Annotated in this window: 18 protein-coding genes and 1 riboswitch; of the genes, 5 read left to right on the forward strand and 13 right to left on the reverse strand. The window is 69.8% G+C overall.

The genetic code is table 11. The features are described from left to right. Positions 1-118: 118 nt before the first annotated feature. The 4 genes from K318_RS19945 to K318_RS0106630 all read right to left on the reverse strand — a co-directional run bounded on the left by K318_RS19945 (position 119) and on the right by K318_RS0106630 (position 6,560). Complete coding sequence (locus tag K318_RS19945; RefSeq protein WP_035280767.1) at positions 119-1,915, reverse strand: ABC transporter ATP-binding protein; 1,797 nt, start codon at positions 1,913-1,915, stop codon at positions 119-121. Beyond that, positions 1,915-3,072 carry an ABC transporter permease gene (locus tag K318_RS19950; protein WP_084499792.1) on the reverse strand — a complete coding sequence of 386 codons (1,158 nt, stop codon included), beginning with the start codon at positions 3,070-3,072 and terminating at the stop codon, positions 1,915-1,917. Before K318_RS19950 ends, K318_RS19945 begins: the two co-directional genes overlap by 1 nt. Continuing rightward, on the reverse strand, positions 3,072-4,613 hold the full coding sequence (locus K318_RS0106625) for an ABC transporter permease (protein WP_029088901.1): 1,542 nt from the start codon (positions 4,611-4,613) through the stop codon (positions 3,072-3,074). Before K318_RS0106625 ends, K318_RS19950 begins: the two co-directional genes overlap by 1 nt. A gap of 114 nt (positions 4,614-4,727) precedes the next feature. After that, the gene (locus K318_RS0106630; protein ID WP_029088902.1) at positions 4,728-6,560 is read right to left on the reverse strand and encodes an ABC transporter family substrate-binding protein; all 1,833 of its coding nucleotides are present in this window, start codon (positions 6,558-6,560) and stop codon (positions 4,728-4,730) included. 384 nt (positions 6,561-6,944) lie between these two features. On the opposite strand from K318_RS0106630, the gene K318_RS0106635 reads away from it, so the two are divergent. Beyond that, entirely contained in the window at positions 6,945-7,559 is a 615-nt protein-coding gene (locus K318_RS0106635; RefSeq protein WP_029088903.1) for a hypothetical protein, read from the forward strand. Between the two features lie 128 nt (positions 7,560-7,687). On the opposite strand, the gene K318_RS0106640 is transcribed toward K318_RS0106635, so the two are convergent. Beyond that, positions 7,688-8,362 (reverse strand): MBL fold metallo-hydrolase, encoded by a 675-nt coding sequence (locus tag K318_RS0106640; protein WP_029088904.1) that lies wholly within the window; start codon positions 8,360-8,362, stop codon positions 7,688-7,690. Between the two features lie 73 nt (positions 8,363-8,435). Beyond that, positions 8,436-8,499, forward strand: a riboswitch (guanidine-III (ykkC-III) riboswitch). Between the two features lie 12 nt (positions 8,500-8,511). Here K318_RS0106640 and K318_RS0106645 point away from each other — a divergent pair. Both K318_RS0106645 and K318_RS0106650 read left to right on the forward strand, forming a co-directional pair. After that, entirely contained in the window at positions 8,512-8,916 is a 405-nt protein-coding gene (locus tag K318_RS0106645) for a DMT family transporter (RefSeq protein ID WP_245579787.1), read from the forward strand. A 1-nt stretch (position 8,917) separates the two neighbouring features. After that, on the forward strand, positions 8,918-9,313 hold the full coding sequence (locus K318_RS0106650) for a DMT family transporter (RefSeq protein WP_029088906.1): 396 nt from the start codon (positions 8,918-8,920) through the stop codon (positions 9,311-9,313). Between the two features lie 202 nt (positions 9,314-9,515). Here the strand turns inward: K318_RS0106650 and K318_RS0106655 are convergent, their stop codons facing one another. The 4 genes from K318_RS0106655 to K318_RS0106670 form a co-directional block, all read right to left on the reverse strand. After that, complete coding sequence (locus K318_RS0106655; RefSeq protein WP_029088907.1) at positions 9,516-10,604, reverse strand: NADH:flavin oxidoreductase/NADH oxidase; 1,089 nt, start codon at positions 10,602-10,604, stop codon at positions 9,516-9,518. A 177-nt stretch (positions 10,605-10,781) separates the two neighbouring features. Then, the gene (locus tag K318_RS0106660; protein ID WP_084499793.1) at positions 10,782-12,509 is read right to left on the reverse strand and encodes an SLC13 family permease; all 1,728 of its coding nucleotides are present in this window, start codon (positions 12,507-12,509) and stop codon (positions 10,782-10,784) included. A 251-nt stretch (positions 12,510-12,760) separates the two neighbouring features. Beyond that, a complete protein-coding gene (locus K318_RS0106665; protein WP_029088909.1) occupies positions 12,761-13,540 on the reverse strand; it encodes an alpha/beta fold hydrolase in 780 nt (259 codons plus the stop codon). 209 nt (positions 13,541-13,749) lie between these two features. Next, the gene (locus K318_RS0106670) at positions 13,750-14,379 is read right to left on the reverse strand and encodes a thymidine kinase (RefSeq protein WP_029088910.1); all 630 of its coding nucleotides are present in this window, start codon (positions 14,377-14,379) and stop codon (positions 13,750-13,752) included. 161 nt (positions 14,380-14,540) lie between these two features. Between K318_RS0106670 and K318_RS0106675 the strand changes: the two genes are divergently transcribed. Continuing rightward, complete coding sequence (locus tag K318_RS0106675; protein ID WP_029088911.1) at positions 14,541-16,757, forward strand: NADP-dependent isocitrate dehydrogenase; 2,217 nt, start codon at positions 14,541-14,543, stop codon at positions 16,755-16,757. A 249-nt stretch (positions 16,758-17,006) separates the two neighbouring features. Further along, positions 17,007-17,540 carry a LapA family protein gene (locus K318_RS24255; RefSeq protein ID WP_029088912.1) on the forward strand — a complete coding sequence of 178 codons (534 nt, stop codon included), beginning with the start codon at positions 17,007-17,009 and terminating at the stop codon, positions 17,538-17,540. Between the two features lie 339 nt (positions 17,541-17,879). On the opposite strand, the gene K318_RS0106685 is transcribed toward K318_RS24255, so the two are convergent. From K318_RS0106685 to K318_RS19965, 4 genes are all read right to left on the reverse strand, one after another. After that, the gene (locus K318_RS0106685) at positions 17,880-18,686 is read right to left on the reverse strand and encodes a class II aldolase/adducin family protein (protein ID WP_245579788.1); all 807 of its coding nucleotides are present in this window, start codon (positions 18,684-18,686) and stop codon (positions 17,880-17,882) included. Beyond that, positions 18,683-19,504, reverse strand: a complete 822-nt coding sequence (locus tag K318_RS0106690) for a purine-nucleoside phosphorylase (RefSeq protein ID WP_029088914.1) — start codon at positions 19,502-19,504, stop codon at positions 18,683-18,685. Before K318_RS0106690 ends, K318_RS0106685 begins: the two co-directional genes overlap by 4 nt. 137 nt (positions 19,505-19,641) lie before the next feature. Further along, positions 19,642-21,036, reverse strand: a complete 1,395-nt coding sequence (locus tag K318_RS0106695) for a nucleoside transporter C-terminal domain-containing protein (RefSeq protein WP_084499835.1) — start codon at positions 21,034-21,036, stop codon at positions 19,642-19,644. Then, positions 21,036-22,127, reverse strand: a complete 1,092-nt coding sequence (locus K318_RS19965) for a s-methyl-5-thioribose-1-phosphate isomerase (protein WP_051297626.1) — start codon at positions 22,125-22,127, stop codon at positions 21,036-21,038. Before K318_RS19965 ends, K318_RS0106695 begins: the two co-directional genes overlap by 1 nt. Positions 22,128-22,219: the final 92 nt, after the last annotated feature.

Raw genomic sequence — 22,219 nt, forward strand, 5'->3', positions numbered from 1 at the left:
GTGTGCGCCCCGCACCCGCTCGCAGCCCCTGCCGGTGCCGGACGCACGCGGGCGCGCACGGTAGACGATTGTACGCGTCCGCCGTGCGCGCCCGTGCCAGGTTCCTCCGGGCTCCCGCTCAGCCGGCGAGGTCCTCGGAGGTCGCGGCGATCATGGAGTCGCGCGCCTCACGCCGCCTGCGCTGCTCCACGGGGTCCGGCACCGGCACGGCCGCGAGCAGCCGCTGGGTGTAGGGATGGCGCGGATCGGCCACGAGATCCGCCGAGGGCCCGACCTCCAGCAGGTGCCCGTGCCGCATGACCGCGATCCGGCCCGCGACGCGCTCCACGACGGCGAGGTCGTGGCTGATGAACAGGCAGGCGAAGCCGTACTCCTCCTGCAGGTGCCCGAACAGTTCGAGCACCTTGGCCTGGACGGAGACGTCGAGGGCGGAGGTCGGCTCATCGGCGATGAGCAGCTTGGGCCTGAGCGCGAGCGCGCGGGCGATGCCGATGCGCTGCCGCTGCCCCCCGGAGAACTCGTGGGGATAGCGGTTGCGCATGGACCGGGGCAGCTCCACCGCGTCGAGGAGCTCCTCGACGCGCCGGCTGAGCTCCGCGCCCTTGAGCCCCTGGTGGAGGAGCATGGGCTCGCCGATCGACTCCCCCACCGGCAGGCGGGGGTTGAGCGAGGACCCCGGGTCCTGGAACACGAAGCCCACGGTCTTGCGGACGTCCCGCAGCTCCCGGTTCCTCTTCCCCGCGACCTCGAAGCCGTCCACCGTGAGCGAGCCCTCGACCACGGGGATCAGCCCCACCGCGGACCGGCCGATCGTCGTCTTGCCGGAGCCGGACTCGCCCACGAGGCCGACCACCTCGCCGGCCCCGATCGTGAGGTCGACGGAGTGCGCGGCCCGGAACGCCTTCTTCCGGCCCACCGCCGGGTACTCGATGCACGCCCCGGCGAGGCGGAGGGCGGGGGTCTCCCCCGCGCGTCCGCCGGCCTCGCCGCCGGGATGCACATACGTCTCATCGGACTCGAGCGGGATCTCCGGGCGGGCCTCGACGACCTCGAGCGCTCCCGCCTCGGAGCCGAACGCCGCCGTCCCCGAGCCCTCGCCCAGGTGGGGCACGGCCGCGAGGAGCTGACGGGTGTAGGGATGCTGGGGCGAGGAGAAGATCTGCGTCGCGGTGCCCTCCTCGACCACCTGCCCCTCCTTCATGACGAGGATGCGGTCGGCCATGTCCGCGACCACGCCCATGTCGTGCGTGATGAGGATGATGCCCGCGTCCACCTTCTCGCGGAGGTCCCGCATGAGCTTGAGGATCTCCGCCTGCACCGTCACATCGAGAGCGGTCGTGGGCTCGTCCGCGATGAGCAGCCTGGGGCGGCAGGCGAGCGCCTGCGCGATCATGATGCGCTGCCGCTGACCGCCGGAGAGCTGGTGCGGGAACGAGTTGTAGCGCTCCTCGGGGTCTGGGATCTCCACCATCCGCATGAGGCGCAGGGCCTCTTCCTTCGCCTCGCGCGGGCCCATCACGTTGTGCACGCGCAGCGTCTCCGAGATCTGGTAGCCCGCGGTGTAGACCGGATTGAGCGCGGTCATGGGCTCCTGGAAGATCACGGAGATGTCGTTGCCGCGCACCCGCTGCATCTGCTCCTCGGGCATTCCGATGAGCTCCTTGCCGCCCAGCTTCGCCGAGCCGGAGGCGCGCCCGTTCCTGGGCACGAGGCCCATGAGCGACATCGCGGACTGCGATTTGCCGGAGCCGGACTCGCCCACGATCGCGAGCACCTCACCGGGCCGGAGATCGTAGGTGAGCCCCCGCGAGGCCGTGAACCACTCATCGCCCACCCAGAAGCGCACTCCCAGATCGCGGACGGAGAGGATGGGCTCCTTGGACTGTGCCGCCGCGGCGGTCTGCGTCTCGGCCATCAGTGCCTCGCCCCCTTGTCGTCGTTGTCGTCCGCACGCGCGGTGTCCGCTGCGGCACCGGTCTCGGTGCCGGCCGCGGCTGCGGCCTCGGCTCCGGCGCCGCTGGCCACGCGCCGGTCCGCCCGCTTCATCTTCCTCCACGAGGGGATCGTCTTCATGCGGGGATCGAAGGCATCGCGCAGCCCGTCGCCGATGAAGTTCACGCACAGCGCGATGACGATGATGAAGAGGCCCGCCCACCAGAACAGCCAGGGCCGGGTGGCGAAGGCCGTCTGGTACTCGTTGATGAGCTGGCCCAGGGAGATCTGCGGCGAGCGGATGCCGAAGCCGAGGAAGCTCAGCGCCGTCTCCAGGACGATCGCCTGGCTCATGAGCAGGGTCGTGTTGACGATGATGACGCCCATCGAATTGGGCAGCATGTGCTTGACGATGATCCGGAAGTCACCGGCGCCGGCCACGCGGGCGGAGTCGACGAACTCCCGCTCCCGCAGCGCGAGGAACTCACCGCGCACGAGGCGGGCGAGGCTCGTCCACAGTACGCCGCCCAGGGCGACGCCGAGGAGGGGTGCGAGATAGGCGCTCAGCGGCAGGCCGAAGAACGAGAATCCCGGTCCGCCGATGAGCTTGCCGAGGATCGCGCCGACCACGATGGTGGGCACGATGATGAAGCCGTCGGTGACCCGCATGAGGAAGGAGTCGAGCCGGCCGCGGTAGTAGCCGGCGAGCGCGCCGATCGTCGTGCCGATCACGAGCGAGACCACGCCGATGATCACCATGACCATGAGCGAGATCTGCACGCCCTTCATGACGCGGGCGAAGTTGTCTCGGCCGATCTCGTCCTGTCCGAAGGGGTGCGCGCCGAAGCTGAACGGGTCCGAGAGCGACCACGTCGGTGCGCCGCCCGGATTGAGGACGGTACCTGAGCTCGTGTGGTTGTGGATCCACCAGCCCGGGATCGGGCCCACTCCCTGCGCGCTGAAGGCGAAGGCTGCGATGGCGGCGAGGACGATGAGGCCGGCCATCGCGCCCTTGTGGTGGAGGAACTTGGCGCGGATGATCGCGCCCTGGCTGAGACCCTTAACGGCCTCGCTCCCGGTGGTCGTGCCGGCACCCGCGGAGAAGGCGGCGCCCGGCGCTGCGTCGTGTGCTGTGCTCATCAGGCATTCACCCGGATCCGTGGGTCGAGGACTGCGTAGAGGAAGTCGGCCAGCAGATTGGCGACGACCGCGAGCAGTCCGGTGATGACGATGTAGGCCATGATCGGATCGATCTCACTCCGGTTCATCGAGTCGATGAAGAGCTTGCCCATGCCGGACCAGCCGAAGATGGTCTCCGTGATGACGGCGCCGCCGATCATCGTGATGATGTCGACCGGCACGACCGAGGCGAGCGGCAGGAGGGCGTTGCGCAGCGCGTGCCGCATGATGACGGTGCGCTCGGGCAGGCCCTTGGCCCGTGCGGTGCGGATGTAGTCCTGGTTCATCACCTCGAGCATCGACCCGCGCGTGTAGCGCGTGTACGAGGCGATTGAGATGAGGATGAGCGCGATCGAGGGCAGCAGCAGGTGGGTGAACGAATCGAGGTTCGTGATCCAGAAGTTGCCCGTGAGGTTGGGGGTCGCGGCACCGATCGTGGCGATGGGCCGGTTGTTGATCGCGGGGTGGCTGTTGTAGTTGCCCCACTCCTGGAAGACCCGGTCGACGAACACGAAGAAGGCCATGACGACGGCGACGAGGGCGCCCGTGCGCGCCGAGACCCAGGGGTCGCGACCGCGGAAGGCCAGCCCCACGGCCATGCCGATGGCGACGGCGACCACCAGCAGCAGGAGCATCCAGAGCCAGGACATCTCCACGTACCAGAACAGGTTCTGCAGCGGCATGTAGAGCCCGATGCCGATCACCGCGACGGTGAGCGAGGTCCACAGCGCCTTGCGGTTGGCGAGGCCCGTGGAGAGGTAGGTGATGACGACGGCACCGGCCAGTCCCATGAGGCTCACGCCGATGATCCCGAGGCTGGGGCTGTTGAGCCAGCCGAAGGCGAGCACGGCGTAGATGACCGCGAAGGTCACGGCGGTGGCGCCGAGGAAGGAGTACAGGTGCCTTCTGCGGCTGCCTCCGAGGGCGCCCATCCAGATGAGGCCGGCGAGGACCGAGGTCCCGATGATCGCGGGCCAGCCGAGGACGGGATCGGCGAGGAAGTTGTTGAACTCGATGGCCCCGTACTGCTTGAGCAGCACCGCCACCCAGAAGACGGGCAGCGAGTACATGAGGAAGCTGAGGAAGGTGATGAAGTAGTCGAAGCCCGAGTACTGGCGGATGGCCGAGACCAGGCCGATGAAGATGCCGATGACGATGGAGAAGATCGTCGCGGCGGTCACGAGCTTGACGGTGTTCATGATGGCGCCGGGCAGCTGGTCGACGACCTCCTGGCCCTGGTACCAGGCGGTGCCGAGGTCGCAAGCGCCCACGAGGCAGCCCGAGGCGCCGGCGAGCCACTGGAAGTAGCGCACGATCACGGGGCTGTCGAGGTTCAGCAGGCGCTCACGGGAGGCGAACAGGTCCTCGATGTTGGGAGCCGTGCTCGCACGGAGGTCCCAGAAGAAGTCGAGTGCGCGGTTGAGGAGGAGGTAGAGGACGAAGGTGACGACCAGCAGCACGAGGATGGTCGAGAGCGTCCTGCGGAGGAGGAATCTGATCATTGGAGTCCACGATCCATATCGGGGAGCGTGCCGAGCGGCGGGGACACCGGATCGCGGTGTCCCCGCCGCTCACACGCTCCGTGCGGAATCGGTCAGCTGAGGGGCCGAAGGCCCTCAGCTCACCTGCCACTCCCAGTAGTTCCAGAACATCGTCGGCGACACCGTGGTGTTCGAGACGTTCTGCACACGGTCGCGGTAGATCGTGAGCTCCGGGTGCTGGAAGAGGACGGTGCCGAAGGCATCGTCGACCAGGTGCTGCTCCACCTGGGTGACCAGCTCCTGCTGAGCAGCCTCGTCCGTCTCGACCTGGATCTGCGCCAGCAGCTCGTCGACCTCTTCGCTCTCGTAGCCGCCGTAGTTGTTCTGCGCCCCGGACTTCCAGTTCGACTCGGAGTTCGTCACGGTCGTGTCCGTCGACTGCCAGCCGAAGAGCGAGGCATCGTAGGTGCCGTCGCCGAGGCGCGTGCCCCAGTTGTCGTCGCCGTCCTCGATGACCTCGAAGCCGGCGGCCTCCGCCTGCTCCTTGATGAGCGTGAACTGCTGCGCGCGGCGCTCGTTGGAGGCACCGTAGAGCACGCGGACGGCGGGGGATTCGACGCCCGCCTCCTCGAGCAGTTCGCGCGCGCCCTCGGGGTCGGAGCCCGGGTATTCCTCGGCGAGGCCGTTCTCCGCGACGATCCCGTCGTACATGGGCGAACCGGGGACCATGTAGTAGGAGTCGCGAACCACTGCGTCTTCGTTGAGAGGCTTGATGATCGTCTCGACGATCTGCTCGCGCGGGACCGTCTTGAGGAAGGCCTGGCGGACGAGCTTCGCCGTCTCCTCGTCCCCGCCGTAGGTCTCCGGGTCGAAGGGTCCGCCGTTGTCGAACGTGAGGTCTACGTGCTCGTAGGTGGCGCCGTCGCCGGTGTCCACGGTCACGCCGTCGATCGCCTCCGCGGCAGAGAGAACATCGGCGGTGGCCTGCGGCTGGATGATGTCCAGCTCGCCGTTCTCGATGCCCTGGACGCCGGCCATCGGATCCTCGTTGTAGCGGATGACGATCTGGTCGACCCCCGCCTCGGTGGGACCGGTGTAGTTCTCGTCCTTCTCCAGCGTGAGGTACTGGCCCTCCGCGAAGTCCGTCATCTTGTACGGACCGCTGTGGACGAGGAGGTCCTCGTCATCCGGCATGGAAGTGAAGTCGAACCCGGTGTTCCAGGTGTTCGCGAGCTGTGAGAGAGCAGACGTGTCGTTCTCAGCGATCGCGTCGAGAACGGCCTGCTTGGCCTCCTCCGGGTCCTCGATCCCGAGGGCCTTCCTCGCGGTGATGTGCGCGGGGACGCTCACACCGCGACCGGCGAGGCCGAAGGTCGTCTCCCAGTCCGCGTACAGCGTCGAGTAGGTGAACGTGATCGACTTGCGGTCCTCGGAGACTTCCGGCAGATCCTCGATGAGCATGGCGCCGGGCTCGGCCGCATCGAAGTAGACGTCGCCCTCCTCCTGCTCGGCGAGGACACCCTCGTCGTCGCGGTCGCCCTCGACCTCTTCGTCGGACTGGGTGTTGAGCTGTGTGGACTTGCCCGCCCACAGGAGCGCGAGATCCGCGGCGTCCACCGGCGTGCCGTCCGACCACGTGGCCGTGTCCGCGAAGGTGTACTTGATCTGGAGCGGGTCCTCGGAGACCTGCTCGACGGTGCCGAGATTGCCGTCCTGGAGCTCGAGGTTCTCGTCGTAGTACTTGAAGTTGTCGTTCATCATGTAGGTGATGTTCGAGTTGGCGACGGCATTGCCGTTGACCGTCTCCGTGTTCATGCTGCGGAACGGCTCGTTCCACCCCACGTTGAGGACGCTCGGGCCGCCTTCGCCGCCTCCGCCTTCGTCCCCGCCTCCGGGCGGGGTGCATGCGGAGAGGACGAGGGCCGCTGCGGCGAGGCCGGCGCCCACTCCGAGATAGCGCTTGTTCACTTCTGCTCCTGACGTATGTAGGGGCGATACGGTTTCATGGCCCGCCGCAGCACCGACGTCCCGGGATGGCTCCCGGGGCACCTCAGCGTGTGACGGGCCGTTCGTGCGTGGTGCACGAATTGGGAAAACTCTAAAGAACCCGGATGTGTGCCATCGCACATTCTGAGACAAGCCGACCTATCGTTACGCAGTCGTAACCTCGTTTTGCGAGATTTGACAAAATTCCATGAATGAGGTGCTCATCACGCTCACCACGTGAGATAGGACACAACCCCTGTTCAGGAAGCTGCGTCAGCCGCACAGCGGCCGGCGTGCCCGTCGGAACGGCCCCTCGGCCCAGCCGGCCGGCTGGGTCCGCACCCGTCCGGACCATAGACTCGGGGCGTGCCCACGCCTCAGACGCCCTCCCCCGATGCCGGCGGCAGCCCGGCTGCCCAGTCCCTCGTCCTGCGCGGCGGCCGCTCCCGCGGCATCGCATGGATCGCGCTGGCCGCTGCCGCGATCGCGGCCGTCCTCACGCTCGTGCAGGTGCCGCTGGGAGCCGCCGTCGCCCTGCTGGGCCTGCCCGCCTTCATCGCCTGCCTGTGCTGGACCTGCTACCTGCGCCCCCTCGTCGCCGTCGACGCCGACGAGCTGCGCATCGTCAACATCGCGCGCACCACGGTCATCCCCTTCTCCCGGATCGCGGAGTTCGACCTGCGCCTGGGGCTCACCGTCGAGACCAAGGACGGGGAGAAGGTGGGCGCGTGGGCACTGCCGAGCACGGGCAGACGGACCACCCGTGAGCGCATGGGGATGATCCGCCTCGAACGCCACACGCCCGAGGAGATCCAGACGGTGCTCGACGCCTATGCGCGCTGGGAGCAGGACGCCGATTCCCCCGTGCGGGGTGCCGCTCGCGATGTCGTCACGCGCGTGCGCACGCCCCTGCCGCCCGTGCTGCTGCTCCTCACGCTCGCATGGGCGGTCTGGGGGCTGCGGGTCGCGGCGACGCTGTGAGCGTCACCGGACACGTGCAGCCCGCAGCCCGCGCATTCCGCATCCCTGCCGCGGCCGGGCGGCCCGCCCACAGCCGAGCGAGCCTCACCCGCCGCGATGCACGAGTTCCGGGCTCATCAGCCGCTGATTCACCAGCCGCGAGCGCGCCAGTCCTCGAGTGAAGGACGCTCGAGGCCCAGCGCCGTCGAATCGCCGTGTCCCGGCAGCACGAGGGTGTCGTCGGGGAAGCGCGCGAAGATGCGCTCCTCGAGGTCGTCCATGAGCTGCGTGAAGTCCTCCGGGGACCATGTCTTGCCCGGTCCGCCGGGGAAGAGCGAATCGCCGGAGAGGATCACCGCGCTCCCCTCCCCGTCGCGCAGGACGTAGGCGATCGAGCCGGGAGTGTGCCCGCGGAGGGCGATGCACTCGATCTCCAGACCGGCGAGATTCAGCACCTGGCCGTCCGACACACGCGTGGCGACCGTCGCCCCCGATTCCTCCTCGATGGCCTCGGCGTCCTCCGCTCCCGCGAAGGTGTGCTCGCTGAGCTCGGTCTGCGCCTCCCTGAGCGCGCGGACGTGGTCCCAGTGCCGGTGGGTCGTGAGGATCGCCGCGACCTCGCCCCCGCCCGCGCCCTCGATGAGCCGGCGGATGGCGGCCATGTCATCGGCGGCGTCGACGAGGACGTGCACGGGTGCGCCGCCGTCCGCACCGGTCCCGTCAGTCGGTTGCGAGGTGAGGAGATAGACGTTGTTGGCCATCTCCGAGACGGAGACGGAGCGGACGGTGAAACCCGAGAATTCGCGCGTGATCGTGTTCTCCATGCATCCCACCCTAGGTCAGCGGAACTCTGTGCGGCAGGGGGCGTGGGCGTCCGGGCTCCTTGCTACACTCTCCGCTGGGCGCCGGCAGCGCCCGCGGACGAGGGAGCCGTACCCGCTCACGCGACAAGACGGCCAGACGGGTCACTCTCGTGTTCGACATCCCCCTCAGCCTCTCCGCGCATGCGGCCGGGGCCTCGGCGGCAGCCTCACCGGCCCTCGCGCCGGCCGACCTCCCCGCCGGTCTCGCCTGGACGGTGCTCATCGTCTCCGGCGCCTTCGAGACCATGTGGGCCTATGCCCTCGCCGCGGACGGCGTGCGCATGTCCCGCCGCATCGTCCTCTTCCTCGTGGGCACCGTCCTCTCGATGGGCGGCCTCGCGATCGCACTCGCGACGATCCCCGTGGGCACCGGCTATGCGGTGTGGGTGGGCATCGGCGCCGTCGTCACGCTCGGCTTCTCCGTGCTGCGAGGGCGGGAGTCCCTCAGCTGGCTCCGCGCCGGCTTCGCGATGGTCCTCATCTGCGGCGTCGTGGGCATGAAGGTGGTGAGCTGAGATGCTTTGGCTCCTGCTCATCGTCTCCGGCAGCCTCGAGGCCGTGTGGGCGCACGCGCTCTCGGACATCCTCGACCCCGTCTCGGCCGTCGTCTTCCTCCTCGCCCTCACCGGCTCCGTCTGGGGCCTCCAGCGCGCCATGCGCACCGTGCCCATGCGCACCGTGCCCATGGGCACCGCCTACGCGATCTGGGTGGGAGTGGGGGCCTCCGTCACAGCGATCTGGGCGGCGCTGGAGGGCGAGTCATTCGGGCCGGGCAAGATCCTCTCGCTCGTCCTCATCGTCGTGGGCGTGATCGGCCTCGAGCTCACGAGCGGCCACGGGAAGACCGCCGAGACCGCTCAGGAGACCGCGGGCGAGGAGGAGCGCGCGAAGGGCTACACGGAGGGGCTGTAGGAGAGGGAACACCCGCACGCGGTGCGCAACGCTCCGGTTCCCCGCCGCTCGCGTCTCAGTTCCTGCTCGCGTCTCACTTCACATCGATTTTGGCGCGGAGGACCGAGGTGAAGTGAGACCTCAGTGGAAAGTGAGACACGAGCGCGCCGCGATCCGGCGGGAGGTGAGACCTCGAGACGAGGCCTCAGCGACCAGGACCTCCTCAGAGGCCGGCGCCCCAGCGTCCGCGCGTGTACTGCCTGGGGTACGGGATGTCCCGCCACTCCATGCCGAGCTGGTGCGCGGCCCGCTGCGGCCAGGCCGGCTCGCGCAGTGCGGCACGGCCGATCAGCACGACGTCCGCGTCTCCGCTCACGAGCACCTGCTCGGCCTGGGCCGGCTCCGTGATGAGCCCCACCGCGGCGGTCGTCGCTCCGGTGCCGGCGACCTCGGCGGCCAGCGGCACCTGGTAGCCCGGGCCCACGGGGATCTGCGCCGGCACATTGGCGGCGCTGGAGACGTCGATGAGGTCGCAGCCCTCCGCGTCGAGGAGCGCGGCGAGCTCCACCGCCTCATCGGGGCCGAACCCGCCCTCGGTCCACTCGGTCGCGGAGATGCGCACCATGACGGGGAAGTCCTCCCCGACGGCGGCCCGCACCGCGCGGTAGACCTCCATGACGAAGCGGCTGCGGCCGGCGAAGTCCCCGCCGTAGCCGTCCTCGCGCAGATTGGACAGCGGTGAGAGGAACTCGTGCAGGAGGTAGCCGTGCGCGGCGTGGATCTCGACGGCGTCGAAGCCCGCGCCCTGCGCGCGAGCGGCGGCGGCCGCGAAGGCCTCGACCACCTCGGCGATCTGCTCCGTGCTCATCTCCGCAGGCACGGCGAGGTCCGGGAACGGCACCGCGCTGGGCCCGTACGTCTGCCAGGCGCCCTCCTCCGGCCCCAGGCTGCCCTTGGGCCCGCCGTGGAACGCCGGATGCGTGCTCGCCTTGCGGCCGGCATGGGCCAGCTGGATCGCGATGGCGGCGTCCTGCGAGTGCACGAAGTCCACCACCCGCGTCCAGGCCCGGGCCTGTTCGTCGTTCCAGATGCCCGCGTCGAGCAGCGAGATGCGGCCTTCGGGGACCACCGCCGAGGCCTCCGCGATGACGAGCCCGAACCCGCCCTGCGCCCGCGCCCCGAGGTGCACGAGGTGCCAGTCGGTGGGCACACCGTCCTCCGCCTCGCAGGAGTACTGGCACAGGGGCGGCAGCCAGACCCGGTTCTTCACCGTGAGACCGCGGAGCGTGAGGGGTTCGAACAGACGGGGCATGGAGGGCCTTTCGCAGCGAGGCGGATCGTCAGCGGCGAGCGCACACCGGTGACGATCCGCCGAGGTGCGGGCCCGCTCAGCCGAGCGGGCCCGCTCACGGATGGTGTCGGGAGTTCAAACCTGCCGGGCAGGCCGGGTATTCCACTGCGCCTCGTGGCCCGCCAGGAGGGCGAGGCCTCAGAACGCGATGCCGAACACCGCGGCCGCGAGCGTCATGGTCGCGAGCGTGATGACCACGATCCCGATGAGGTTGAGCCACACTCCCCCGCGCACCATCTGCGCGATCGTCACATAGCCGGTGCCGAAGGCCACCGCATTGGGCGGCGTGGCGACCGGGAGCATGAACGCACAGGTGGCTGCGAGCGCAACCGGGATCGTGAGCAGAAGGACGTCCGCGCCGATCCCCATCGCGACACCGCCCACCACGGGGATGAACGTGGCCGCGGTGGCGGTGTTCGAGGTGATCTCCGTGAGGAACAGGATGCCCGCGGCGAGCACCGCCACGAGGACGATGACGGGGACGGCGGCCAGCCCTTCGGCGACCGTGCCGATCCACTCGGACAGGCCCGAGGCCGTGAACTGCGCGGACAGCGCCAATCCACCGCCGAAGAGCAGCAGCACGCCCCAGGGCATCTGCACCGCGGTGTCCCAGTCCAGGAGCTTCACCCCGCGGTTGGCCCCGCCGGGCAGGATGAAGAGGATGAGGCCCACCGTCATCGCGATGCCGGCATCGGAGATGGGCGGCTCCTCGAACACCGTGGGAATGACGATCCAGGACAGCGCGGCGAGGACGAAGACGCCCAGGACCAGCCATTCGCCGGTGGACATGGGCCCGAGCTTCGCCATCTCCTTCGAGATGAGCGCACGGCCGCCGGGGATCCGCTTGACCTCCGGCGGAAACAGGACCTTGGTCAGCAGGAACCAGGCGACGGCCATCATGACGATCGCCACCGGCACGCCCACGACCATCCACTGCCCGAAGCCGATGTGGATGTCGTGGTTGTCGCGCAGGTAGCCGACGAGGAAGGTGTTGGGCGGGGTGCCGATGATGGTGCCGAGGGAGCCGATCGAGGCGGAGTAGGCGATCGCGAGCATGAGCGCGGTCGCGAACTTCGTGTGCATGACCGGTGCGGCGTCTGCTCCTGTGCCGGCTGTCTCGCCTGCCTGCGCGGGAGCGGGTGCGGAGGCGCCGCCTCCGGCCTCGGCGCCCTCCCGGTCCAGAGCGCCGCTCGCGGCCAGCGTCTCGTTGACCAGCAGGAGCACGGAGAGGCCGATGGGAAGCATGAGCACCGCGGTGGCGGTGTTCGACACCCACATCGAGAGGAAGCCGGTCGCGATCATGAAGCCGGCGATCATGAAGTTGGTGCGGTCGCCCATGACCTTGAGGGTCGCGAGCGCGATGCGCCGGTGCAGGTTCCACTTCTGCATCGCCAGTGCGATGAGGAACCCGCCCATGAACAGGAAGATGGTGTCGGAGCCGTAGCTGCCGCCCACCTCGGAGAGGTCGACCCCGTTGAAGACGGGGAAGACCACGAGCGGCACGAGGGCGGTGGCCGGGATCGGGATCGCCTCGGTCATCCACCACAGCGCCATGAGGACGGCGGTCGCGGCGGTGACCCGTGCCTCGTTCGCGACGTCGCCGGGCATGAGGAGGTAGACGATCGCGGCCAGCAGCAGGCCCGCGACGAAGCCTCCCCAGCGGATGCGGACGGTGCTGCGGGCGAGGGCGGGCTCGCGTTCGCCCGGCGAGGTGTGCTCGATCTCCGTCGAGCCTCCGCGGCTCTCCGGCCGGGCGCCGGAGCTCGCCGCCGTGCTCAGTGCCGGATCGCCGTCCGCAGATGCCGTGCCCGCACCGGCGCCTGCGCCGCCCCGTGTCTTCCCTTGTTCAGAACTGCTCTGTTCCATCTGTCTTCGCCTGCGCCTTCGTCCGTGCCTGGGAGGGTCTGCTCTCTCGCACCCCGGCAGCGCGGGCTGTGCGCTTCCCGAGGTGAGCGGTCCCATGTTCGCACAGCACGACCTGTTCTGCACGACCTGCTGTGCACGACCGAGAACGGCGGCAGGCCGTCCCGCGGTCCGGTGCGGGTGCCCCATGCCTCAGCGGAGTGCGCATCGGCGAAAGCGTCCGCGCGACGGACGCCGCTCCCGCGGACGGCGCCTCAGCGGGAGGCGGCGCGGGCGAGGAAGCCGGCCAGCACCTCGGCGACGATCTCCGGGTGCTCCACGATGGGGAGGTGCGCGGAATCGGGGATGACCCTGAACTCGCTGCCGGGGACCTGCTCGGAGAGCGCGCGCATGCTCTCCGGGGTGTTGCCCTCGTCCTGTGAGCCGGCGAGGAAGAGCACTGGCACGGAGATGTCCGCGACCTCCCCGGTGAGGTCGTACTCGCCCAGCGCCCGGCAGCAGTCGATGAACGCCTCGGGGTCCGTCTGCGCGAGCTGCTCGAGGACGATCGCGCCCGCGGCCTGGTCCTCGTCGAGGAAGCCCGCCGCGAACCAGCGGGCGGCGGTCTCGGGCACCGTGGGCCGCAGCGAGCCGAGCGCCCGGACGTTCTCGATGCGCTCGTTCCACCGCTCGGGCCCGCCGAAGCTCGCACCCGTGCACAGCGCGCCCACGCCCACGAGGCGCTCGGGTGCGCGCAGGGCGAGCGTCAGGGCCACCGCGCCGGAGATCGAGATGCCCGCGAAGCTGAACCGCTCCGCGCCGAGCTCATCGGCGATCTCGAGGATGCCCTCGGCGATCCGCTCGATCGTCACGCCCTCGATGCGGGGACCCGCGCCGTGGCCGGGCAGATCGGCGAGGACCACGCGGTAGTCGTCGGCGAGGAAGTATCCGGCACCGGCCCACTGCGAGGCGTGGGTGCCCAGCGAGGGCCCGAGGATGAGGAGGGGTGCGGTGGGATCGGCATCGTTCACGACCGAGTATGCGAGTGCGGACATGGGTGTGCCCCTTCCGGGAGAGCGTGCGTGCGACGAGGTGTGAGGACGTGCACGGCTGCGAACGGCCGCGCCCGGAACCACACTATCGCGCGCGCTCCGCACCCGAGGGGTAGGCGAGGTGAACGCCGGATGGAGGCAGCGGGGCGGCGCGGCTGGGACGCGGGCGGCTGGGTTATGGGCGGGTGCCTCGGGCGATGGGGCGGGTGCGCTCAGAGCAGGCGGCCGCCGGATTCCCGCAGGTAGCAGGTGGAGCACAGCGACTCATAGGCGACGTCCGTGCCGTCGATCGCCACCTGGTCGCCGTCGAAGACGAAGTCCCCGCCGATACGGCGGCCGTTGAACATCGCCTTGCGGCCGCAGCGGCAGATGGTCTTGAGCTCCTCGAGGGTGTGCGCGATCTCCAGCAGCCGGCCGGAGCCGGGGAAGGCGTGGGTGCGGAAGTCGGTGCGGATGCCGTAGGCCATGACCGGCACGTCGCGGTCCACCGCGATGCGCATGAGGCCGTCCGCCTGCACGGGGCTGAGGAACTGGGCCTCGTCGATGAGGAGGCAGCTCACGGGCGCACCGGGATCGTCGAGCGTCTCGATGAGCGCCTCGCGGTCCGTGCGGGCCGCCGCATCGTCGAACAGCGCCTCCACGTCCTCCTCCGGTCCGATGAGGAAGTCCGCGGTCCTGGCGACCCCGAGGCGGGAGACGATCTCGCCGGCGCCCTTCGTGTCGACGCGCGGCTTCGCCAGCAGCACCCGCTGAGCGCGCTCCTCGTAGTTGAAGGCCGCCTGCAGCAGCGCCGTCGACTTGCCGGAGTTCATGGCTCCGTAGCGGAAGTACAGCTTCGCCATGCCTCTCCCCGTTCGTGTTCTGCGGCCGCCGGCCCCGGCCCGCGCCCGGCGAGCCCGTTGCATGGTACCGGGGAACAGGACGAACCTCATATGGAGCGGATCTGCCGAGGTCGATAGAATCGACTCGCAAACCCCTTGACCGATACGGAGAATCCCGCTCAATGGCAAAGATCATGTACACGCGCACGGACGAGGCTCCGCTGCTCGCGACGTACTCCCTCAAGCCCATCGTCGAAGCGTTCGCCCGCAAGGCGGGTGTCGGGGTCGAGACCCGCGACATCTCCCTCGCCGGCCGGATCATCGCTCTCTTCCCGGAGCGCCTGACCGAGGAGCAGAGGATCGAGGACGCGCTCTCGGAGCTCGGCGCACTCGCCAAGACGCCCGAGGCCAACATCATCAAGCTCCCGAACATCTCCGCATCGGTCCCGCAGCTCAAGGCCGCGGTCGCAGAGCTGCAGTCGCAGGGCTACGACCTCCCGGACTACCCCGAGGACCCGCAGACGGACGAGGAGAAGGACGTCCGCGCCCGCTACGACAGGGTCAAGGGCTCCGCCGTCAACCCGGTCCTCCGCGAGGGCAACTCCGACCGCCGCGCCCCCAAGGCCGTCAAGGAGTTCGCCAAGGCCTTCCCCCACTCGATGGGCGACTGGACCGCGGACTCCAAGACCCGCGTGGCGACGATGGGCGAGAACGACTTCGCGTCCAACGAGCAGTCCGTCGTCTCCCCCGCCGAGGACACCTTCACGATCCGCTTCACCCCGGCCGGCGGCGAGGCGCGCGTCCTCAAGACCGTCCCGGTGCTCGCAGGCGAGGTCGTGGACGCGACCTTCATGAACGCGGCCGCCCTCGACTCCTTCCTGGCCGAGCAGATCGCCGCGGCCAAGGAGGAGGGAGTGCTCTTCTCCGTCCACCTCAAGGCGACCATGATGAAGGTCTCCGACCCGGTGCTGTTCGGCCACGTGGTCCGCGCGTTCTTCCCCTCCGTGTTCGAGAAGTACGGTGAGCAGCTCGCCGCCGCCGGCCTCTCCGCCAACGACGGCCTCGGCGCGATCCTCGCCGGCCTGGAGACCCTCGATGCGGAGACCGCAGCGGGTGTGAAGGCCGAGATCGACGCGGGCCTGGAGACCGGCCCGGCGCTCGCGATGGTGAACTCGCACCGGGGCATCACGAACCTCCACGTGCCCTCCGATGTCATCGTCGACGCCTCGATGCCCGCGATGATCCGCGGCGGCGGCAAGATGTGGAACGCCGAGGACAAGGAGCAGGACACCCTCGCGGTGATCCCGGACTCCTCCTACGCCGGCGTCTTCCAGGCCGTCATCGACGACTGCAAGGCCAACGGGAAGTTCGATCCCTCGACCATGGGCTCGGTGCCGAACGTGGGCCTCATGGCGCAGAAGGCCGAGGAGTACGGCAGCCACGACAAGACCTTCGTGCTGGACGCCGACGGCGTCGTCGAGGTCGTCAACGGCGCCGGCGAGGTCGTCATGAGCCACACCGTCTCCGCCGGGGACATCTGGCGCGCCTGCCAGACCAAGGACGTCCCGATCCGCGACTGGGTGCGCCTGGCCGTGGAGCGCGCGCGCCTCTCGGACACGCCCGCCGTGTTCTGGCTGGACGCCGAGCGCGCGCACGACGCCAGCCTCATCGCCAAGGTCGAGGAGTACCTGGGCGAGCACGACACCGAGGGCCTGGACATCCGCATCATGTCCCCCGTCGAGGCGACGAAGCTCTCCGTCGAGCGGATCCGCCGCGGCGAGGACACCATCTCGGTGACCGGCAATGTGCTCCGCGACTACAACACGGACCTGTTCCCCATCCTCGAGCTGGGCACCTCGGCCAAGATGCTCTCCGTCGTCCCGCTCATCGCAGGCGGCGGCCTGTTCGAGACGGGTGCGGGCGGCTCCGCGCCCAAGCACGTGCAGCAGCTGGTCGAGGAGAACCACCTCCGCTGGGATTCGCTCGGCGAGTTCTTCGCCATCGCGGAGTCCTTCCGCCACTTCCAGAACAAGGAGGGCAACGACCGCGCCGGCGTGCTCGCCTCCACCCTGGACGATGCGACCGGCACCTTCCTGCGGGAGAACAAGTCGCCCTCGCGCAAGGTGAACGAGATCGACAACCGCGGCAGCCACTTCTACCTCGCCCTGTACTGGGCCGAGGAGCTGGCGAAGCAGACCGAGGACGCGGAGCTCGCGGCCTCTATCAAGCCCGTCGCCGAGGCGCTGCGTGCGAATGAGGAGGCGATCACCGCGGAGCTGCTCGCCGTCCAGGGCTCGCCCGCGGACATCGGCGGCTACTACAACCCCGCCGAGGACAAGGCCGATGCCGTCATGCGGCCCTCGGCCACGCTCAACGAGATCATCGCCTCGCTGAGCTGAGCGCAGCGGGGTACGCGCCACCGGGCCTCAAGTGCCTCGGCGGTGCGTACCCCGCGAGGAGCCCCTCCCGACTGAGCTGAGCCGTCATGCGGCTGCCGCTCGTGTGATCGGCTTCCCCGCCGCATCTGCGGATGTGGCGGGGGAAGCCGATCACTTCTTTGTCGGCGGAAAGCGGGGCAGCCCTGTTCTGGAACGAACCAGGACCGAAAGCCCCTGCTCAGGGACGCAGTCCGGCAGTAGACTGTCCGCATGAGCACCTCAGGAGACCCCAGGGACCCCGCACAGCCCACGGGAAACCTCAGCGATGAGCTGCCGGCGGAGCTGTTCGAACCGGAATCCTCCCCGCAGGCGGCTCCCGCCCCTGCCCCCTCGGCACAGACGCCGCCGAGCCCGGCGGCCACCGCGGAGGGCGCGGGCCGCGAGGAGGCTTCCGCAGAGCCTCCGGCGGCGGACGGTCGAGGCGAACGCGGCTCGGACACGCCGGTGAAGCACGGGAAGAAGCCGCGCGGCGCAGCGCCCGAGGCCTCACGCGGCCTCTCCGGCGGCGCATGGGTCTCCCTCATCGCGGGGACGGCGGTGCTCGTCCTGCTCCTCGTCTTCATCGTGCAGAACAACACGACGGCGGACTTCCAGTACTTCGGCTGGCACTTCTCGCTGCCGCTGGGCGTGGCCATGCTGCTCGCCGCGATCGCAGGCGTGCTCGTGGCGGGGATCGTGGGCAGCGTGCGCATCTTCGTGCTCCAGCGCAGGCTGAAGAGGATCGAACGCGTCGTCGAGCGCTGAGGCACGGTCGCCATCTCCATGATCCGGGAAGGCTGGCATCCGAATGTCGCGCTGACTGCCGTCTGACCGGCGCCCAGCCTCCGGGACCGCACGCAGCCTCCGGAACCGCACCCCGCCTCCGGCTGACGACACCGAACTGCCGCACCGGCACGCTCCAGCGTGTTGTTCCGGAGGAGCGTGAGGGAGCAGCTCCGAGGCAGGCACGGCACACCCGCCCGGTCCGGCTCCGGAGTGGCAAGCCTCAGGCGTGGACCCGGTTCCGGAGTGGCAAGCCTCAGGTGTGGCCAGGTCAGATGTACCCCACCTCAGGCGCGAGCCCACCTCGGGCGTGAGCCCGCCTCAGGCGTGGTGGATGTCCGCGAGGGCAGCCGCGGGGAAGGCCGTCTCGGTGTCGCCGAGGAGGAGCGCCCGGTAGGTCGCCGTCGCCGCCTCCTCGAGGTTGAGCGCGCGCCGGTGGGCCATCTCGACGGTCTCCCCCAGCGCCGCGCAGCCGTGATGGCTGAGGATGAGGCAGTCGTGCTCGGAAGCGGCCGCTGCAGCCTCGTCCGCGAGGGCATCCGAACCATTGGGGTGATAGGCGACGGTCCCCACCGAACGCACATACGCGGCGTGGTCGAGGGTCATCATCCTCACCCTGTGGCCCAGCGCATCGAGCAGCACGGCATACTGCGGGTGCAGGTGGACCACCGCGTTCACATCCGGGCGCGCGCGGTAGATGCGCTGGTGCAGCTTCCATTCGCTCGAGGGCCGCGCACGTCTAGCCCGGGCCTCCGCGGGGTCCGCCACAGCCGCAGCGTCGGCCGGCACCGTCTCCCCTGGGAACGTCACCGTCTCCCCCGCAAGCGTCATCGCGCAGAACTGCTCGGGCCCCAGATCGTCGAGGCGCGCACCGGCAGCCGTGATCGCGAAGGTCCGGGCGTCCCCCGGCAGCCGGGCGGAGAGATTCCCGCCGCTGGCCAGCGCGAGTCCTCGCGCCACTGCGGAGCGCCCCACCTCCGCCAGCGCAGAGGTGACGCTTTCCATGCCCGAGGCGAGGTCCATGCCGGAAGCGACGTCCGTTCCCGAGGCGACGTGCCCGGCAGAAGCATCCGAGGCGCCCTCCGCGGACCGAGCCGCGGAGCCGCCCGCGGTCACCGCGTCCGTCACGGCAGCCGCCGCAGGACTCCGCGCAGCGTCCCCACGAGCTGCGCACCCGTGCGCGCGACGTTCTCCGCGACCTCCTCGGCGGTGATCGGCTCGGTGCTCACGCCGGAGGCCATGTTGCCGATGCAGGCCATGCCGAGGACGTTCATGCCCAGGTAGCGGGCCACGATGACCTCGGGCACCGTCGACATTCCCACCGCGTCGGCGCCGCCGGCGCGCATCATGCGGATCTCCGCCGGGGTCTCCAGGGACGGCCCGCACCACCAGGCGTAGACCCCCTCCTGCACCGGCAGTCCGGCCTCGGCTGCGGCCTCGCGCGCGAGTTCCCGCAGACGCGGGGTGTACACGTCGACCATCTCCGGGAAGCGCGGGCCCACAGAGGCGTCATTGGGTCCCCGGAGCGGATTGAGCGCGGGGTAGTTGATGTGATCGGCGATGAGCATGACCTCGCCGGGGGCGTAGCTCTCGTTGATCGCGCCGCTCGCATTCGTCACGAACAGCTCCGTGACGCCGAGGGCGCCGAGGACGCGCACGGGGAACGTCACCGCGTCCAGGTCGTGCCCCTCGTAGTGGTGGAGGCGCCCGGACATGAGGACGACCTCGCGCCCCTCCAGCCGGCCGATGACGAGTTCGCCGGAGTGGAGCTCCACGGTGGTCGCGGCCATATGCGGGATCTCCCGGTAGGGGATGCGCACCTGGTCCTCGACCATGTCCGCGAGGTGCCCGAGCCCGCTGCCCAGGATGATGCCGATCTCCGGGCGGGCCGCGGTGATCCGGCGGATGTGGTCACGCGCTTCAGCGACGCGTGCAGTGGTGTCCATGAGTGCTTCTCCCTCATCGTGGTCTGCTGCTGGTCTGAACCCCGGCCCCCGGGTGAGCGGCTTCTGTCGGTCTGAGCGTCGCAGATCGACAGAAACCGCTCACTCGGTGGGTCACAGGGCTGGTGGTACAGGGAGGCTCAGAAGAACATCCCGATGACGGCCGCGCTGAGCATGGAGGCGAGCATGCCCGCGAACACGCTCTTGAGCGCCAGCCTCGCCACCTCCTTCTTGCGGCCCGGTGCGAGGCTGCCCAGCACCCCGATGAGCGAGCCCATCGAACCGAGGTTGGCGAAGCCGCACAGGGCGAAGCTGGAGATCGCGACCGTCTTCGCGGAGAGCGCACCCGCGGCCTCGGACAGGCTCGTGAAGGCGATGAACTCCGTGAGGATGAACTTCTCGCCGATGAAGGAGCCGGCCTGCACGGCCTCCGACCACGGCACGCCGAGGGCGAAGGCGAGGGGGCTCAGCGCGTAGCCGAGGATCTCCTGGAGCGAGGTCTCGACGCCGAACAGGCCGCCGACCGCGGCGATCGCCCCGTTGAGCACGGCGATGAGCGCGACGAACGCCAGCAGGATCGCGCCGACCGTGAGCGCGAGGGTGAGACCGGTCCGGGCGCCCGAGGCCGCGGCGTCGACCAGGTTGGCCGCGCGCTCCTCCTCCGGCTCCGCGGCCGGTACGGGCGCGGCCTCCTCACCGGACTCTGCAGGCTCCGCGGCCTGTGCGGTCTCTGCGGGCTCGTCCGTGTGCAGGGTATCGGCACCCTGCGCTGAGGCCTGGGATGCTCCGGCGCTCTGCGCTGAGGCCTGTGTCGAGGGCTCCGCAGCCTCCGCACCCCTGGCGGTGCTCACGAGCACCGCCGCATCGGACGTCTCCCCTGTCTCCGGGTAGAAGGTCTTGGCCACGACGATGCCTGCGGGGGCGGCCATGAACATCGCGGCGAGGACGTATTCCGCGGGGATGCCCAGGGCGATGTAGGCGGCCAGCATGGTGCCGGCGACGGAGGCGAGGCCGCCCACCATGACCGTGAAGAGCTCGGACCTGCTCATCCGCGCGAGATAGGGCTTGACCGTGAGCGGAGCCTCCGTGTGACCGACGAAGATGTTGCTCGCGGCGGAGATCGACTCCGCGCGGCTCGTGCCCATGACCCGCCGGATGCCGCCGCCGATGTACCGGGTCACCACCTGCATGATCCCCAAGTGGTAGAGGACAGCGATGAGGGAGGCGAAGAAGATGATCTGCGGCAGGACGTCGAAGGCGACGACGAACGTGATGCCGGACTCCTCCGTGTACAGACCGCCGAATACGAAGTCGATCCCCTCGCGAGCGAAGCCCATGAGGGCGCTCACCCCGTTCGACACGGTCTCGAGCACCGCCGCTCCCCAGCCCGTGCCCATGACGAGGAAGGCGAAGACGAACATGAGCCCGAGGCCGGTGAGGATCGGCCGCAGCCGGATGCGCCGCTTGTCGCTGGAGAACAGGAAGGCGATGCCGAGCACCGCGATGATTCCGAGGAGACCTCGGAGAATGCTCATCACATCCATGAGCGCACACCTGCATCCTGGGTCGGGGCCGTCCCTGCGGCGAGGTCCGGCTGCGCGGCGGAGTGGTAAGAGGCGAGGTCGTTGGGGGCGAATCGGCCCCGATCCGTGGCGATGGCCCGGATGTAGCGGGGCGGGGTGACGTCGAAGGCCGGGTAGATGCCGCTCACCCTCTCCGAGGCCGTCCGCTGCCCGCCGAGGTGCAGCACCTCGCTGCCGTCGCGGTCCTCGAGCGGGACGCTGGCGGCGTCCGGGGCCTGCTCGTCGGGAGCCTGCACGAGCGCGATGTACGGAACGTCGAAGGCATGGGCGGCGATCGCGAGCTGCAGCGTGCCGATCTTGTTGACGACGTGGCCGTCCATCGTCACGCGGTCCGCCGCCGTGATCATGGCGCTGATGTCGCCGCGGCTCATGAGATGCGCGGGCATCCCGTCGGTGACGACGGAGACCTCGGCGCCCATCTCCGCGAGCGATTCCGCAGTGAGGCGAGCGCCCTGCAGGTAGGGGCGGGTCTCCGTGCAGATCATCGAGAGGCGCTTGCCTGCGCGCATCGCGGCCGCGACCGTCTCAGTCACATAGGACTCCCCCCAGCAGTGCGTGAGCACCGTGTCCCCGTCGCGCAGCAGCTCTGCGGCGTGCGCACCGAGGAGCCTGCTGCGCTGCAGGTACCGGTCCCCCACCGCGCGGGCGGCGGTCTCGACCGCGGGGGTGAGGGCCTCGCCGCTGCCCAGGGGCGCCTCGGCGGCCTGCAGCACCGCGGTGACGGCCTCGCGGATCCCGTTGTTCGTTGGCCGGGTGGCGCGGAGCCGGGCGGCGGCTGCGGCGAGGGCCTCGCGGCGATCCGCGCTGGGACCGGAGGAGTCGGCCGCGCGCGCGGCGAGGACCATGCCGCCCGCCGCGGCGAAGAGGGGGCCGCTGCTCTGGGTCACCATCTGCTCGATGGCGACGGCGACGTCCTCGACCGTGCGGCAGGTGACCCAGGCACGGGTGAAGGGGAAGCTGCGCCGGTCGAGGATCCGCACGGAATCGGGTTCGACCAGCACGCTGTCCCGGATGAGGCTGGGCGTGGGCACGTCGGTGGACATCAGTGGCTGGACCCCGTTCGCTTGGACATCAGACTTCTTGCATGAGTTGTCTGACCTCTCAGGGCAGACCTGGGTATAGTCCAACAGAGCCG

The sequence above is a fragment of the Brevibacterium album DSM 18261 genome, from assembly GCF_000426445.1.
Classification (GTDB): domain Bacteria; phylum Actinomycetota; class Actinomycetes; order Actinomycetales; family Brevibacteriaceae; genus Brevibacterium; species Brevibacterium album.

Excerpts from the sequence above, each read along its gene's own strand:
- K318_RS0106660 (WP_084499793.1), bottom strand. The coding sequence starts at position 12,509 with ATGGAACAGAGCAGTTCTGAACAAGGGAAGACACGGGGCGGCGCAGGC.
- K318_RS24255 (WP_029088912.1), top strand. The coding sequence starts at position 17,007 with ATGAGCACCTCAGGAGACCCCAGGGACCCCGCACAGCCCACGGGAAAC.
- K318_RS0106625 (WP_029088901.1), bottom strand. The coding sequence starts at position 4,613 with ATGATCAGATTCCTCCTCCGCAGGACGCTCTCGACCATCCTCGTGCTG.
- K318_RS0106655 (WP_029088907.1), bottom strand. The coding sequence starts at position 10,604 with ATGCCCCGTCTGTTCGAACCCCTCACGCTCCGCGGTCTCACGGTGAAG.
- K318_RS0106640 (WP_029088904.1), bottom strand. The coding sequence starts at position 8,362 with ATGGAGAACACGATCACGCGCGAATTCTCGGGTTTCACCGTCCGCTCC.
- K318_RS0106670 (WP_029088910.1), bottom strand. The coding sequence starts at position 14,379 with ATGGCGAAGCTGTACTTCCGCTACGGAGCCATGAACTCCGGCAAGTCG.
- K318_RS19945 (WP_035280767.1), bottom strand. The coding sequence starts at position 1,915 with ATGGCCGAGACGCAGACCGCCGCGGCGGCACAGTCCAAGGAGCCCATC.
- K318_RS19965 (WP_051297626.1), bottom strand. The coding sequence starts at position 22,127 with ATGTCCACCGACGTGCCCACGCCCAGCCTCATCCGGGACAGCGTGCTG.
- K318_RS19950 (WP_084499792.1), bottom strand. The coding sequence starts at position 3,072 with ATGAGCACAGCACACGACGCAGCGCCGGGCGCCGCCTTCTCCGCGGGT.
- K318_RS0106665 (WP_029088909.1), bottom strand. The coding sequence starts at position 13,540 with ATGTCCGCACTCGCATACTCGGTCGTGAACGATGCCGATCCCACCGCA.
- K318_RS0106690 (WP_029088914.1), bottom strand. The coding sequence starts at position 19,504 with ATGGACACCACTGCACGCGTCGCTGAAGCGCGTGACCACATCCGCCGG.
- K318_RS0106675 (WP_029088911.1), top strand. The coding sequence starts at position 14,541 with ATGGCAAAGATCATGTACACGCGCACGGACGAGGCTCCGCTGCTCGCG.
- K318_RS0106650 (WP_029088906.1), top strand. The coding sequence starts at position 8,918 with ATGCTTTGGCTCCTGCTCATCGTCTCCGGCAGCCTCGAGGCCGTGTGG.
- K318_RS0106695 (WP_084499835.1), bottom strand. The coding sequence starts at position 21,036 with ATGAGCATTCTCCGAGGTCTCCTCGGAATCATCGCGGTGCTCGGCATC.